The organism is Streptomyces sp. NPDC059499 (assembly GCF_042749285.1).
In the GTDB taxonomy this organism is placed as follows: domain Bacteria; phylum Actinomycetota; class Actinomycetes; order Streptomycetales; family Streptomycetaceae; genus Streptomyces.
In genome coordinates, this window is sequence record NZ_JBHYTT010000004.1 from 413,484 (window position 1) to 426,970 (window position 13,487).

The following is a 13,487-nucleotide window of genomic DNA, read 5'->3' on the forward strand; positions in this document are numbered from 1 at the left end:
CACGTGTTTCCTCCTGGCTGCTCGGCGCACCGCTGCGTGGCGGCTGATGCTAGTCGCGCCAGGTCAGGGGGCCAGGGGTCGCGGAATTGCGTTCATATCGTTCTCGGGACGGCGCTCCGGCCACTGCTTCGATCCAGCGCCTCGGTCCGCCGACTCGTACAGTCGTACGAGATGGTGACCTCGGTGCTGCCCGCGCGTTGTACATGTCGTGCCCAAGTCCTCTTCCAGCTCGCCCCACGTCTCGGCCGCGCCGGTGGTGGCGAGCACTCCGAAGCCCTTCCTGCTGACAGCTGTGCAGGGAGAGGCCGCCCGTCGGCTCCTCACCTACGTGGGTTCGCTGCCGCTCGCCGGCAGTGACGCGCAGCTCCTCGCGGTGGTCGTCGCGATCCGCGCCGCCCGGGGCGGAGTCGGGAACATCACCGGGCAGGACCTGAAGTCCCTGCGTCTGGGCGATGCGGAGAGTGCCGTCACCGCCGTGGCCGGTCTGGGATGGCAGGTGCGGGGCGATCTGATCGGAGGCAGCCCGGACACACCCGTGGCCGTCGCCGTGCCCGACCTTGCCGACACCTCGGACCGGCGGCTGGTGTTCGGCAAGGACAAGAGGTCCCGGGTGTCCGGGTGGACCACCCGCACCCTGGCCGCCAAGCCGGCCAGGAAGGCGTCGTCCGCCGCGCGCCTGGCCGCACTGTTCCTGGCAGCCCACGGCCGGGCCGATCGCCGTGCGACCCTGCCGGCCGACCTCCCCGGTCCGAGCCGGGCGGCCCTGCCCGAACTGCTCGCCAAGGGTTTCCTGCTGGAGCTGGAAGGAGACCGGTACCTGCTGGCCGACGCCGTACGGCACCTCTCCGGCATGCACGCACTGCCCGAGCCGCCGCGCCTTCATGACACGACCGCCGAGGAACCACCGAGCTGGGACGCGTGGAAGGCGCAGGCGAGCGTGGCACTGCGTCGGCACGCCGAGGCCGTCGAGCACTGTCCGCTCTGCCACATGGCCACCGTGAGAGTGGCGGAAGCCTTCATGCGCAAGGCCGTTCCCGCCCAGATCCCGGCGAGTGCGCACACGGCCTACGGCGTGTGGAAGGACTCCCAGCCCGACTGCGGCCCCCGCGCCGCGGAGTTCGCCGCCGCCTTCCGCGCGGAACACGGGCACGGTCCGTCCGTGAAACAGCTGTGCGTGGGACTGGGATGGAAGAAGCAGTCACGTGATCTGCGGATCCTCATCGTCCGGCGGCTGATCGCCGAGGAGTGGCTGACGAACACCGAGCCCGTGCCGTGGACCCTGCGCCCCGGCAAGGCCGTGCGGACCTCCCCGGCCTCCACGGCGCCGGTTCCCACCGGGGCGCGCCCGGCATAGCGCGGCGCCGCCCCGTGCGGCCCGACACGGATACCGCCGGACGCGGGACATGATCCCGACGGTCCCCGCCGCCGGGCCGCCCGGCTGTTAGCGTCCTCGCCCACGGGACCGGCACGGGCGCCCCCGCTGTCGGCAGCACGGCGAAGGAGTGGTCCACCCATGCGTGTCCTCTTGGTCGGAGCAGGAGGCGTGGGCACCGCGATCACCAGGATCGCGGCCCGTCGGCCCTTCTTCGAGCACATGACAGTCGCCGACTACGACCTGGCGCGTGCGGAAAAGGCCGTCGCGGCCCTGGGGGAGAGCGGGCACCGGTTCAACGCCGTCCGGCTGGACGCCTCGGACCCCGCAGCGGTGCGCGCCGCACTCGGTGAGAACCGCTGCGATGTGCTGCTCAACGCCACCGACCCCCGATTCGTGCTGCCCCTGTTCGAAGCGGCGCTGGCACACGGCGCGAACTACCTCGACATGGCGATGTCCCTTTCCCGGCCGCACCCTGACCGCCCGTACGAGAAGTGCGGAGTCAAGCTCGGTGACGCCCAGTTCGAACGGGCCGCGGAGTGGGAGGGGGCGGGCCGCCTCGCGCTGGTGGGCATGGGCGTGGAGCCCGGTCTCTCGGATGTGTTCGCCCGGTACGCCTCCGACGAACTCTTCGACGAGATCGAGGAGGTCGGCATCCGCGACGGCGCCGATCTGGTCGTGGAGGGCTACGACTTCGCCCCCTCCTTCAGTATCTGGACGACGATCGAGGAGTGCCTGAACCCTCCGGTCGTGTACGAGGAGGGGCGCGGCTGGTTCACCACCGCGCCCTTCAGCGAACCGGAGCTCTTCGACTTCCCCGAAGGCATCGGGGAGGTCGAGTGCGTCAATGTCGAGCACGAGGAGGTGCTCCTCATCCCCCGCCACGTGAAGGCAGGGCGGGTCACGTTCAAGTACGGCCTTGGCGACGAGTTCATCGGGGTGCTGCGCGCGCTCCACAAACTGGGCCTCGACAGTACGGAGCCCGTCCGTGTGAACAGCGACAAGGGCGAGGTCCAGGTGTCGCCCCGCGATGTCGTCGCCGCCTGCCTTCCCGACCCGGCCGGGCTCGGCGAGCGGATGCACGGGAAGACGTGCGCGGGCACCTGGGTGAAGGGCACCAAGGACGGACGGCCCAGAGAGGTCTTCCTCTACCACGTGGTCGACAACCAGTGGTCCATGCGGGAGTACGGCTCCCAGGCCGTGGTCTGGCAGACCGCCATCAACCCCGTCGCCGCCCTCGAGCTCATCGCGCGCGGCACCTGGCACGGAAGCGGAGTGCTCGGCCCGGAGGCCCTGCCTCCCCGGCCGTTCCTCGACCTGCTGGCGGAGTACGGCGCACCGTGGCGCATGCGCGAACAGTGACAGCTGCGCCCGCCGTGCCCCGTACGGCGGTGTCCTGCCCCTGCCTGGGAGGCGCGCCCGAAGACCGCCAAATAGCATGAAGGGGGCTTATTAGCCCTTCTCTTCAGGCCGTTACGGAGCGAGGGAGCATGGCAGAGGAACCGGCCGGACCACCAGCACCGCAGACGACCTTGAAGCCGAACGCGATCGGCTTCGTCGACGCGCTGGTCATCGGATTGAACGCCACCTCCCCGGCCTACTCCGTGGCGGCCGTCATCGGACCGATCGTGGCACTCGTAGGGATCTACGCCCCCGGAGTGCTCTTCGCCTCGTTCGTGCCCATGCTGCTGATCGCTTCGGCGTTCTACTACCTCAACAAGGTGGACCAGGACTGCGGCACCACGTTCTCGTGGGTGACCCGTGCGATGGGGCCGTGGACCGGGTGGCTCGGCGGCTGGGCCATCGCGATGACGGGCGTCCTGGTGGTCGGGTCGCTGGCGGACGTCGCCGTCAGCTTCGCCCTGATGGCCTTCGGCCTCGACAGCTGGGTCGAGAACGATTTCGTGCGCCAGCTCCTCACCGTGCTCCTGATCCTGGTCATGACGGGTCTGTGTGTCATCGGCACGGAGCTCTCGGCCAAGGTCCAGAACGTTCTGATCCTGGCGCAGGTGGCCTTCCTGCTGGTCTTCGTGGTCGTTGCGCTCTACCGCGTCTACGCGGGTACGACCGATTTCGACTCCATCAAACCCTCGGCCGAGTGGCTCAACCCCTTCGGGGCCGGCGGCGCCGCGCTCACGGGTGGGCTGCTTCTGGGCGTGTTCATCTACTGGGGCTGGGAGTCGGCCGTCAATCTCACCGAGGAGGTGGAGGACTCCGCCACCGCTCCGGGAAAGGCCGGCGTCTGGTCGACCGTCATTCTGCTGGTGACCTACCTGTCCGTCGGCTTCGCGGTCGTCGGATTCGCCGGAACGGCGTACCTCGCCGACAACGCGGACGAGGAGGAGTTCATCTTCGCCCTCCTCGCCGGCGAAGTGATGGGCGGCTGGGACTGGATCGTCCTGCTCGCGGTCGCCACGTCCGCACTGGCATCGACCCAGACCACCATCATCCCCGCGTCGCGCACAGCGCTCTCGATGGCCCGCCGCCACGCGCTGCCGGCGCACTTCGCGCGTATCCACCCCCGGTTCCGCACCCCCGACGTGAGCACCTGGTGGGTGGCCGGCATCGCCATCGCCTGGTACCTCATCGTCAACCGGATCAGCGAGAACGCCCTCTTCGACTCCCTGACGGCCCTGTCGCTGCTGATCGCCTTCTACTACGCCCTCACGGGTGTGGCCTGTGTGATCTACTACCGCCGCCACCTGACCGAGAGCCTCCGCAACTTCCTCCTCATCGGCCTCGGCCCGCTGATCGGCGCAGGGCTGCTGACCTGGCTGCTCGTACGGTCGGTGATGGACATGGCGGACCCGGAGAACTCCTACACCGGAACCTCGTGGTTGGGACTCGGCCCACCGCTCGTCATCGGCATCGGCATCAGCGTGATCGGTGTGGTGATCATGGTGGTGTGGCGTCTCAGGTCGGCCACCTTCTGGACCGAGCGGCGCAGTGTGGTCGACCCGGACCTCGTGCACGGTAAGGAGTCCTGATGTCGGTGGTCCTCGGGTACGACGAGTCACCCGGTGCCGCGCGCGCTCTGCGCATCGCGATCGAGGTGGCCGCGGCGTTCGACGAGCGACTCGTCCTGGTCTACGGAGCCGCGCCTCCCGGCCCGCCCGGCGAGGAGTACAGGGCCCACTACGAAGCCATCCGCCAGGCGGGACGAACCGGCCTGGAGCATGCCATGGAGGCCGCCGACGAGGCCGGCGTGCCGGCGGCCGTCGAGGTCATCGACAAGAACCCCGCCCAGGCGCTGATCGATGCCGCCTCACGCCACGGGGCGCGGGTCATCGTCGTGGGCAGCTGGGGCGAGAGCCCCATGCGAGGCGCTCTGCTCGGCTCGACCCCGCACAAGCTCCTGCACCTGTCGACCGTGCCGGTGCTCTGCGTGCCGACCGAGGTATGAGCTGCTGCCGGCGGGGAGTGCGCTCGGGCAGCGGCGCCAGGGCCTGTCTGATAATTGATCTTGTGATGGGTCGAGGAGAGCTGACGGATGCGGCGTGGGAGCGGATAGCGCCGCTGCTGCCAGGAGTTGACGGGCGGGGTCGTCCGTGGCGGGATCACCGACAGGTGATCAACGGGGTGCTGTGGCGATTGCGCACGGGTGCTCCATGGCGTGACCTGCCAGAACGCTTCGGGCCGTGGCAGACGATCTATGAGCGGTTCGCCCGCTGGGAGGCGGACGGGACCTGGGCCCGTCTACTCGAGGAGGTCCAGGTCCACGACGACTCGATCGGAGCGGTGGAGTGGACCGTGTCGGTCGACTCCACGGTCAATCGCACTCACCAGCACGCCGCCGGCGCCCGCAAAAAAGGGCACCGGCGCGGGACGAACTGGAAGATCCGGCACGCGCGGCGGCTGACCAGGCGCTCGGCCCGTCCCGCGGAGGGCTGACGACCAAAGTTCACCTGGCGTGCGACGGCAGGGGCCTGCCTCTGGCCATCCTCGTCACGCCGGGCAACGTCAACGAGTCCACCGCCTTCGATGCGGTCCTGAACACGCTGCGAGTACCCAGGACCGGCGTCGGGCGGCCTCGCCGCAGGCCGGACGCTGTCATCGCCGACAAGGCGTACTCGTCACGGGCGATCCGCCAGAGCCTGCGGCGCCGGGGCATCCGGGCGGTAATTCCGGAGAGGGCAGATCAGAGGGCCAACCGCGTACGGCGCGGCCGGGCCGGCGGCAGGCCACCAACCTTCGACCGCGAGCTCTACAAAGCACGCAACGTTGTCGAACGCTGCTTCAGTCGGCTCAAGCAGTTCCGCGCCATCGCGACACGATTCGACAAACTCGCCGCCCGATACCGGGCCGGACTGCACCTCGCAGCGCTCATCCTCTGGCTCCGCGAACCAGCCAGATAATCACTACCAGCGGATTGCACTCAGCCCGTTGCCGAGATCCGTTACCTCTGCTCCAGCAAGAACAGCCGGGACGGCGCTGAGCCGGTCCGTCCGGAACTGCACGTGGTCCGGGCGCGGGCCCATCGGCAGCCGGCCATACAGGACCAACGCGTCGTCGTCCTCGTCCGCTGCTTCGCCGCCCAGATCGACGAGCAGCGCGACAGTCCTGTCCAACTCCCGCTGGATCAGCTGCTGAACCGCATCGGTGACCTGCTCGAGCTCCTTCTCGGTCAACCCGCCGAGTACGAAGGTGAGGACCTGAGTGTCCGGCGCCACGTACCTGACATTGCACAGCACGTCCGTGTCGGCCGACAGCCAGAACTGCACCCAGAGCGGCCCGACCGACAGGCCAACAAGCTCCAGGATGCGCCCGACCGGCAGCTTCACCTGTTCCCCCACGACGTCCAACAGCATCCCGCAGCCCTGTCTCGGGTGCTTGACACTCAGCCCGAACTTGGCCAAATGGTCGGTAACCGCGCGGAACTCGGACTCGCCCATCCGGCCCTCGCGGTACCAGGACAGATAGGTCTCCAACACCGCTGACACTCCTCGCTGTCATTGCCCGGCATGGGCGAGATGCAACGCTCACGGACGGTGTCCACGCCTCCGTCAACAAGCATCCGGCATTCTGAGCCCACGGGTGATCATTTATCAGACAAGACCTAGGAAAGCGCGGGACCGGCGGCGCCGTCGGGGCGCTGACGCCTGTAATGGCGTGCCGCGCGGGCGCGGTTCCCGCAGGACGGCTTGCACCATTCCTGCCGCCCGTGGCTCTTGACGAAGTAGCGCACGCAACGCGGCGCCGTGCAGGCCCGGAGCTCCACGCGCCGGGGACCGCTCAGGAAGTCGATGGCGGCACGGGCGAGTTGTGCCACCAGCCGGATGGACAGGTCGTCCTGCGCCGACAGCAGCCGGATGGCGGGGTCTCCTTCGAGGGGCCAGTCGAGCTGCGGGGTGACCGGTTCCCGGGCGGCGACCGCATTGAGGTGGGCGACGGCCCGGTCGGCGGGCATCAGCCGATGGGCGTCCGCGGGGCTGGGTGGAGCGGGACTGACCACGCGGGCGAACAGGGCCCGGACCGCCTGCCGCAGCTCGATGACCGCGAGTCTGAGGTTCTCGTCCACCACGAGTTCGCCGGACGGGGCGGGGTCGCCGAGCAGTTCGCCCTGACGGCGGATCCACAGGGCTGTCTCCCGGACCGTGGCGAGGTCGTCGGTGACACCGCCGTCCCCGTCATGGCGAATCGTGCTCGCCAGTTCCAACGCCAGCCAGCGCTCCATGGGGGTTTCCTCTTCTCTTCGGTGACCGGCCGTCAGCCACTTGAGTACATCTCACCGCACCCCCTAGAGTACCTAACGGTAAAACTTGATTTTCCGTTAGGTGTTGACGTGGTGGCACCACTCCCGGCGCAGGCCGGCGGCCCCGTGAACGCCACCGCCGAAGAAGAAGGAGGAGCGATGACGCTGCTTGCCCACATCAGCGACCTGCACCTGGACGGCAGCGAGAGGGCGACCCGACGTGCCACTCGCGTCATGGACCACCTGCGTGCCCTGCCGCACCCGGTCGACGCTCTCCTGGTCACCGGGGACATCGCCGACCACGGTGAGGCTGCCGAGTACGAGGAGGCGAAAGGCATCCTGGCCGCCTCCTTCCCGGTACTGACCTGCCCCGGCAACCACGACGCGCGCCCCGCCTACCGCAAGGCCCTGTTGGGCGAGGCGCCCGAGCGCGGCCCCGTCAACGAGGTCCACCACATCACCGGCACCGCGATCCTGATGTGCGACTCCACCATCCCCGGCCGTGACGAGGGACGCCTCGACGCCCGGACTCTGGCCTGGATCGACACCACGCTCGACGCCCTGCCGCAGGGGACCCCGGCGCTGATCGCCTTCCATCAGCCGCCGGTCGACCTCCATCACCCGCTCCCCGACTCCTGCAAGCTCGAACAGCCCGGGGACCTGGCCGACTTGCTCGGCCGGTACCCGCGGGTCGCCGCGGTTCTCACCGGCCACGCCCACACAGCCGCCGCCTCGACCTTCGCCGGGCTTCCGCTGATCGTCGCACCGGCCGTCACCTGGACCCTGCGCATGCCCTGGGAGGGAAGTGCCCCCGCGGACCACGAGCAGCCACCCGGCCTCGCCTTCCACGTCCTCGACGACCAGGCACGGCTGACCACGCACTTCCGCGTCGTGCTCTGAGCCCTCTGCCTGCCCGATCCACGGAGGAGCGACGGGCCTGTGCCGCATCCCGGCGTCACCGCAGGCCGTCGGGACCGGTGTTCGGCCGGGACCGCTACGCGTCGGCCCCGTACGTCCCGTACTCCGGCAGGCCTGTCGATTCGTACACGTGGATCGCCAGTCCGCCCGGAGTGGTCCGACTGCTCAGGAGCCGAAGGCCGACCGGGGCGCCGCCGTCCGGGAACAGGCGGCGGCCCGTGCCCACGACGACCGGGGCGATCGTGAGGCGCAGTTCGTCGACCAGCCCCGCGGCCAGCAGGGACTGACCCAGCCGACCGCTGCCGTGGATCTGCAGCTCGCGACCGGACTGCCGCTTGAGCTCGGCGACCTGGGCAGGAATGTCGCCGGACAGGATCGTGGTCGGGTTCCACGCGGCTTCGGCCAGGCTGTGGGAGGCGACGTACTTCGGGAGGCCGTTCAGGATGGCGGCGAACGGGTGCTCGGTCATCTGCGGCCAGTCCCGTGCGAAGTTCAGGTAGGTGCGACGGCCGAACAGGAACGCGTCCGCTGTACCGAGCCAGGTGCCGGCCTGCCGTTCGAACTCCTCGTCCATGTGCGGAACGAACCACCCGCCACGGGTGAACCCGTCGCTGGTGTCCTCGTCCGGCGACCCCGGTCCCTGGTAGACGCCGTCGAGCGACAGGAACTCCTGCAGTACCAATCTCATCGCGCACCACTCTCTCCTGGGTACCGGACGATTCCGAAGCTCCCCGCGAGACACCGTGCCGCCGCATAACTCATCGGTCCGAGCTCCGCATCCGCGGCGTCCCCCCTCACAGAACCAGATGACGGTGATGTTCGCCGTCACCGTCACGCGGACGGCTGACCGTGGTGTGGCTGCCGCTGCGGGGCGACGCTCCTGTACCGCCGCGCCGGTTCCTGAAGGCGAACGGCGCGAGGCCCCGGACGAGGGCGGCGAACACGTCCGTGGTCGCCACGGTATGCAGCCCGCCGCACCGCCACGGACGATCGCCCATGGGTGTCCCGTCGCGGACGCTGTTCAGGCAGCGGGCACGGGGAACAGCAGACAGCTGCTCGTCGCGTGGGCGAGCAGCCGGTCCCCGGCGTCGAGCAGCTCTGCCTCGGCGAGCGCGGTGCGGCGGCCGCTGCTCACGACTCTGCCCACAGCACGGACCCTGCCTGTCTCGACAGTGACCGGGCGCAGGAACTTCACGGTCAGGTCCAGGGAGGTGTATCCGGTGCCGCGCGGCAGCGTGGACTGGACGGCACAGCCGGCCGCGGAGTCGAGCAGGGTGGCGAAGATGCCGCCGTGCACGCTGCCGATGGGGTTGTAGTGCTCCTCTCCCGGGAGCAGTGAGAACACGGCGCGTCCGTGTTCGACCTCGTCCAGGGTGAAGTCCACGGTCGCTCCGACCGGGGGACCGGGGAGGCGGCCGGCCGCGATGTCACGGAGGAACTCCAGGCCGGTGCCCCGGCCGACAGCGCCCGCCGTGACCGCCGGGTCCTGCCATTCGTACGTGCGAGATCGCCCCACGGTGCTGCCCCTCCATCACTGACTATGTCAGATGAAGCTAGCCAGGTTCGTGGCTGACTGTCAATAATGAAGTCAAGCGGTCTATCATCGCCGGATGGAGTGGCTGGAGACGAGTACGGAGAACTGCCCGGTCCAGCGCACGCTCGACATCGTCGGCGAGAAATGGACGCTGCTGATCCTGCGTGACGCGGCCAACGGAGTACGGCGCTTCGACGACTTCCACCGTCATGTGGGGTTGTCCGAGGCGGTCCTCTCGGACCGGCTGCGCAAGCTGACGGTGGCCGGCATCATGCGCACGGTCCCGTACCGGGAACCGGGTCGACGCACCCGGCAGGAGTACCGCCTGACCCGGAAGGGCTGGGAGCTCTGGCCCGTCCTGGTGGCCTTGCGGCAGTGGGGCGAGGCCCACGCCGTGGACCCCGAGGTACCTGTGCTCGACCTTCGCCACGCCGCGTGCGGTGGGCCGGTGCGCGCGGTCGTCGAGTGCTCCGCGGAGCACCTGGCGCTCGACCCGTCCGACGTCGAGGTCACCTCCGGCCCCGCCGCGAGGCCCTCCACCTCAGGTGCAGCGAGGAACGCACACCGGGACTGATGAACAGCCTCCCCACCCGGATTTCACCGGCGAGGCAGGACTCCTGATCGCCGAAGGCCGCGACGCGTTGCGGGCGCGGCAACGAACCCGGGACCCCTCACCCTGCCTCTGAACCTTCACGTGACCGCCGGGCACGCCTGGCCGGTCCGGGGCGGCGCGTGGGGTTACGGTCGGCGGCATGGACGGTGATCGCCGAGGGTGGCGCCAGTGTTTCCTCAGCGGAGCGGTGTTCGCCGTGTGCATGGCAGGCACCACGCTGCCGACCCCCCTCTACGGCCTCTATCAGGACAAGTTCGGGTTCTCCGAGCTGACGGTGACCGTCGTGTACGCCGTCTATGCCTTCGGCGTCATCGGTGTGCTGCTGCTGGCCGGCAACGCCTCCGACGTCGTGGGCAGGCGGCCGGTGCTGCTCGCGGGCCTGGGGTTCGCGGCTGCGAGCGCCGTCTGCTTCCTGTGCGCCACCGGGCTGGGCTGGCTGTATGCCGGACGGTTGCTGTCCGGCCTGTCCGCCGGCCTGTTCACCGGGGCTGCCACCGCGTACGTGATGGAGCTGGCCCCGCACGGCGGCGCCTCCCGGGCCACGTTCGTGGCGACTGCCGCCAACATGGGCGGGCTGGGCTGCGGCCCGTTGCTGGCCGGGGTGCTCGCGCAGTACGCCCCCTGGCCCCTGTACCTGCCGTTCGCCGTGCATCTCACCCTGCTGGCCGTCTGTGTCGCGATCACGGTGTGGCTCCGCGAGACCGTACGGGAGCGACGGCCGCTGAGTACCGTACGGCCGCGGCGGCCCAGCCTGCCCCCGCAGGTGCGGTCGGTGTTCGCGCCGGCCGCGATCGCCTCGTTCGTCGGATTCGCGCTCTTCGGCGTGTTCACGTCGGTCAGCCCTGCGTTCCTCTCGGAATCCCTCGATGTGAACAACCACGCGGTGAGCGGACTGGTCGTCGCGCTGGCCTTCTTCGCCTCGACCGCCGGACAGTTGGCAGTCGGCAGGGTCGGCGTGGCGCGATCGCTGCCACTGGGCTGCGCGGGGCTTCTCGCCGGGCTGGCGCTTCTCGCGGGAGCACTGCGATGGGACCTGTTGCTCCTGGTGGTGCTGAGCGCGCTGGTCGGCGGGGTCGGACAGGGGCTGGCGTTCCGCGGGGCGCTGTCCGCGGTGGCCGGGGCGTCGCCCGAGGACCGGCGCGCGGCCGTGATCTCGACTCTGTTCGTGGTGGCGTACGCGGGTATCTCGGTGCCGGTGATCGGCGTGGGGGTGCTGTCGGGGCCCATCGGTCTGGAGGGTGCGGGGCTGGTGTTCATCGCGTGCATGGCCCTCCTGGTGTCGACCGCCGCCGTGTATCTGCTCCGGCGACCGGTGCGGGCGGGGATGTGAGGATGTCCGTAGGCGAGGGCGGACCCGGTGCCCGCGCCCCCGAACCGGGATGGACATGCCGCTCCATCCCCTATGTGCCCCGGTGGGGCGCCCAGGAGGTTTCGACCATGCGGGGCTCCGGTGCCCGACGCGCCGTATTCGGTGTGCTGGCCATGCTTCTGGTCGTCCCTTCGGCGGCCTGTGGCCAAGATGTTCCCCGGGCCTCGCCCAGGCCTCCGGCCCCGTCCGCTGCGACGGGGGAGGGGCCCGGACCGGATACGGGGGAGGCGGCCCGTGAATTCAAGGAGCTCGAGCGCAAGTTCGACGCCAGGCTGGGTGTCTACGCCATCGACACGGGCACAGGACGCGAAGTGGCGTACAAGGACGGGGAGCGGTTCGCCTACGCCTCCACGTTCAAGGTGCTGGCCGCCGGTGCAGTCCTGCGGAAGTACTCCCTGGACGGAATGGGACGGACAGTCAGGTACTCCCCGGACGAGCTGGTTCCTCCCTCGCCCGTGACGTCGAAGCATGCCGGGAGCGGGATGACCCTTGACGCCTTGTGTGACGCCGCCGTCCGCTTCGGCGACAACACCGCTGCCAATCTGCTGCTCGACCAGGTGGGCGGCCCTCGGGGTCTGGACGCCGAACTCCACAAGATCGGTGATGACGTGACGCGCATGGAGCGTTCCGAGCCGCAGCTGAACGACTGGACCCCCGGCGCCACGCGCGATACGAGCACGCCGCGGGCCCTGGCCGCGGACCTGCGAGCGTTCGTCCTCGGAGACGTCCTGGGAAAGGGCGAACGAGCACAGCTCACGGAGTGGCTGCGCACCAGCACCACCGGAGCCGGGCTCATCAGGGCCGGAGTGCCCGACGGCTGGGAGGTCGGTGACAAGTCGGGGGCCGGGACTACGTACGGCACCCGCAACGACATCGCTGTGGTGTGGCCGCCCGGCGCCGCCCCCGTCGTCATGGCCGTCATGTCGAACCGCACCGAGGACGGGGCCGAGTACGACGACCGGCTGATCGCGCAGGCGGCGTCCGTGGCCGCCGACTCGCTGTCGTAGCGAGCTGGGTCGTCATTCCAGGACTCGGCTACGCGCCTTGCCCTGTGCCGTGACGAGCTCGGTGTGATTACCTCCGTGACATCTCGTAAGCCTCGCGAATCTCCGCAGGGATCCGGCCACGGTCATTTACGAGATAGCCGTTGGTGCGTGCCCAGAGGCGTATCGGCTCGTCTGCCGGCCGGGCAGTGGGCCCGCGAGATCCAGCCGGACCGCCGGAGCCTCTCCAGTCTTCCGAGGCGACTCCTTCCAGCCGGTCCGCCACCACTTGGAAGAAGGCGAACAACGAGGCGTAGGCACCTTCCTCAGGACCGTGAGCTTCAGCCCACGTGCCGACGGTTCCGTTGCGCTTGTCCAGGAACGTCCCGCAGAGGCCGTCGCGTTCCGCGGCGATCGGGACCCACCCACGGCGCCAGAACGCGCAATTGGGGTCCGCGGACGGCTGCATCTCCTCCAAGCCCATCCGACTGAGGTAGACCCGCTCGATGTCCGTCAGACCAAGAAGGAGATGGTCGCCGGGGACGGCTGCCTCGCACCCGAGTGCCACCAGACCTGATCGTCCATCGGATTGCCTACCGGCATCGATGTCGGTAGCCAGGAGCCACTCCCGCAGCTCCGTCGGCAGTGTCAGGCCCATGCGCAGTTCGGCATCGTCGATCGCCGCCTGGTTCCCCGGGCCGCAGAGGACGGCGAAACCACTGGGGTCGTTCCGCTCGAGCCATGCGGCTACCCGGCCCCATGCCTCTCGTACGTCTCCCGCCTCGTACATCGGCGTCTCGCTCACGCGCGGTCTCCGTCCCCGCGGGGTGCACAGATGCGCGGAGCCTGCCCCACCGGGGCGCCGGCGCCGGGGGAGTGCTGCCCGGGCACCCGGACTGTGAGTCTGTCCATGTGAGGAAGCGGCAACCGCTGAGCATTCATGGGAGAACCGTATGCGGGACCACTGACAGTGAGTGCCTGCAGACCAGCACGGTGCAAGGGGAGA

15 protein-coding genes are annotated in these 13,487 nt (G+C 69.6%); 9 read left to right on the plus strand and 6 right to left on the minus strand.

Annotation, left to right across the window (positions count from 1 at the left end; all coding sequences use genetic code 11):
- Nucleotides 1-208: 208 nt before the first annotated feature.
- From ACFW9O_RS13590 to ACFW9O_RS13610, 5 genes are all read left to right on the plus strand, one after another.
- Nucleotides 209-1,354, plus strand: a complete 1,146-nt coding sequence (locus tag ACFW9O_RS13590; protein WP_384608637.1) for a hypothetical protein — start codon at nucleotides 209-211, stop codon at nucleotides 1,352-1,354.
- A gap of 159 nt (nucleotides 1,355-1,513) precedes the next feature.
- A complete protein-coding gene (locus tag ACFW9O_RS13595; protein WP_384608639.1) occupies nucleotides 1,514-2,734 on the plus strand; it encodes a saccharopine dehydrogenase family protein in 1,221 nt (406 codons plus the stop codon).
- Between the two features lie 128 nt (nucleotides 2,735-2,862).
- Nucleotides 2,863-4,359 carry an APC family permease gene (locus tag ACFW9O_RS13600; protein WP_384608642.1) on the plus strand — a complete coding sequence of 499 codons (1,497 nt, stop codon included), beginning with the start codon at nucleotides 2,863-2,865 and terminating at the stop codon, nucleotides 4,357-4,359.
- Nucleotides 4,359-4,775 (plus strand): universal stress protein, encoded by a 417-nt coding sequence (locus ACFW9O_RS13605; RefSeq protein WP_384608644.1) that lies wholly within the window; start codon nucleotides 4,359-4,361, stop codon nucleotides 4,773-4,775. The genes ACFW9O_RS13600 and ACFW9O_RS13605 overlap by 1 nt, the downstream gene beginning before the upstream one ends.
- A 65-nt stretch (nucleotides 4,776-4,840) precedes the next feature.
- Nucleotides 4,841-5,727, plus strand: a protein-coding gene (locus ACFW9O_RS13610) for an IS5 family transposase (RefSeq protein ID WP_384608924.1) whose coding sequence is annotated in 2 segments (ribosomal slippage) — nucleotides 4,841-5,186 and nucleotides 5,186-5,727 — 888 coding nt in all. Because the reading frame shifts where the segments join, the coding sequence is not laid out codon by codon here.
- Nucleotides 5,728-5,730: 3 nt separating this feature from the next.
- Here the strand turns inward: ACFW9O_RS13610 and ACFW9O_RS13615 are convergent.
- Nucleotides 5,731-6,303 (minus strand): hypothetical protein, encoded by a 573-nt coding sequence (locus ACFW9O_RS13615; RefSeq protein WP_384608647.1) that lies wholly within the window; start codon nucleotides 6,301-6,303, stop codon nucleotides 5,731-5,733.
- Between the two features lie 125 nt (nucleotides 6,304-6,428).
- The gene (locus ACFW9O_RS13620; RefSeq protein ID WP_384608649.1) at nucleotides 6,429-7,046 is read right to left on the minus strand and encodes a CGNR zinc finger domain-containing protein; all 618 of its coding nucleotides are present in this window, start codon (nucleotides 7,044-7,046) and stop codon (nucleotides 6,429-6,431) included.
- A gap of 177 nt (nucleotides 7,047-7,223) precedes the next feature.
- On the opposite strand from ACFW9O_RS13620, the gene ACFW9O_RS13625 reads away from it, so the two are divergent.
- Nucleotides 7,224-7,964: a metallophosphoesterase gene (locus tag ACFW9O_RS13625; RefSeq protein ID WP_384608652.1), complete on the plus strand. Its 741-nt coding sequence runs from the start codon at nucleotides 7,224-7,226 to the stop codon at nucleotides 7,962-7,964.
- Between the two features lie 94 nt (nucleotides 7,965-8,058).
- Here ACFW9O_RS13625 and ACFW9O_RS13630 read toward each other — a convergent pair whose 3' ends face one another.
- The 3 genes from ACFW9O_RS13630 to ACFW9O_RS13640 all read right to left on the minus strand — a co-directional run bounded on the left by ACFW9O_RS13630 (nucleotide 8,059) and on the right by ACFW9O_RS13640 (nucleotide 9,498).
- Entirely contained in the window at nucleotides 8,059-8,670 is a 612-nt protein-coding gene (locus tag ACFW9O_RS13630) for a dihydrofolate reductase family protein (protein ID WP_384608654.1), read from the minus strand.
- A 106-nt stretch (nucleotides 8,671-8,776) separates the two neighbouring features.
- Nucleotides 8,777-8,941 (minus strand): hypothetical protein, encoded by a 165-nt coding sequence (locus tag ACFW9O_RS13635; protein WP_384608657.1) that lies wholly within the window; start codon nucleotides 8,939-8,941, stop codon nucleotides 8,777-8,779.
- A gap of 62 nt (nucleotides 8,942-9,003) precedes the next feature.
- Nucleotides 9,004-9,498 carry a PaaI family thioesterase gene (locus ACFW9O_RS13640; RefSeq protein WP_351168191.1) on the minus strand — a complete coding sequence of 165 codons (495 nt, stop codon included), beginning with the start codon at nucleotides 9,496-9,498 and terminating at the stop codon, nucleotides 9,004-9,006.
- Between the two features lie 94 nt (nucleotides 9,499-9,592).
- On the opposite strand from ACFW9O_RS13640, the gene ACFW9O_RS13645 reads away from it, so the two are divergent.
- From ACFW9O_RS13645 to bla, 3 genes are all read left to right on the plus strand, one after another.
- Nucleotides 9,593-10,090: a winged helix-turn-helix transcriptional regulator gene (locus tag ACFW9O_RS13645; RefSeq protein ID WP_384608660.1), complete on the plus strand. Its 498-nt coding sequence runs from the start codon at nucleotides 9,593-9,595 to the stop codon at nucleotides 10,088-10,090.
- 178 nt (nucleotides 10,091-10,268) lie between these two features.
- Nucleotides 10,269-11,459 (plus strand): MFS transporter, encoded by a 1,191-nt coding sequence (locus ACFW9O_RS13650; protein WP_384608661.1) that lies wholly within the window; start codon nucleotides 10,269-10,271, stop codon nucleotides 11,457-11,459.
- A 107-nt stretch (nucleotides 11,460-11,566) separates the two neighbouring features.
- Complete coding sequence (gene bla, locus ACFW9O_RS13655; protein WP_384608664.1) at nucleotides 11,567-12,505, plus strand: class A beta-lactamase; 939 nt, start codon at nucleotides 11,567-11,569, stop codon at nucleotides 12,503-12,505.
- A 67-nt stretch (nucleotides 12,506-12,572) separates the two neighbouring features.
- On the opposite strand, the gene ACFW9O_RS13660 is transcribed toward bla, so the two are convergent.
- Complete coding sequence (locus ACFW9O_RS13660; protein ID WP_384608667.1) at nucleotides 12,573-13,286, minus strand: histone-like nucleoid-structuring protein Lsr2; 714 nt, start codon at nucleotides 13,284-13,286, stop codon at nucleotides 12,573-12,575.
- Nucleotides 13,287-13,487 lie beyond the last annotated feature (201 nt).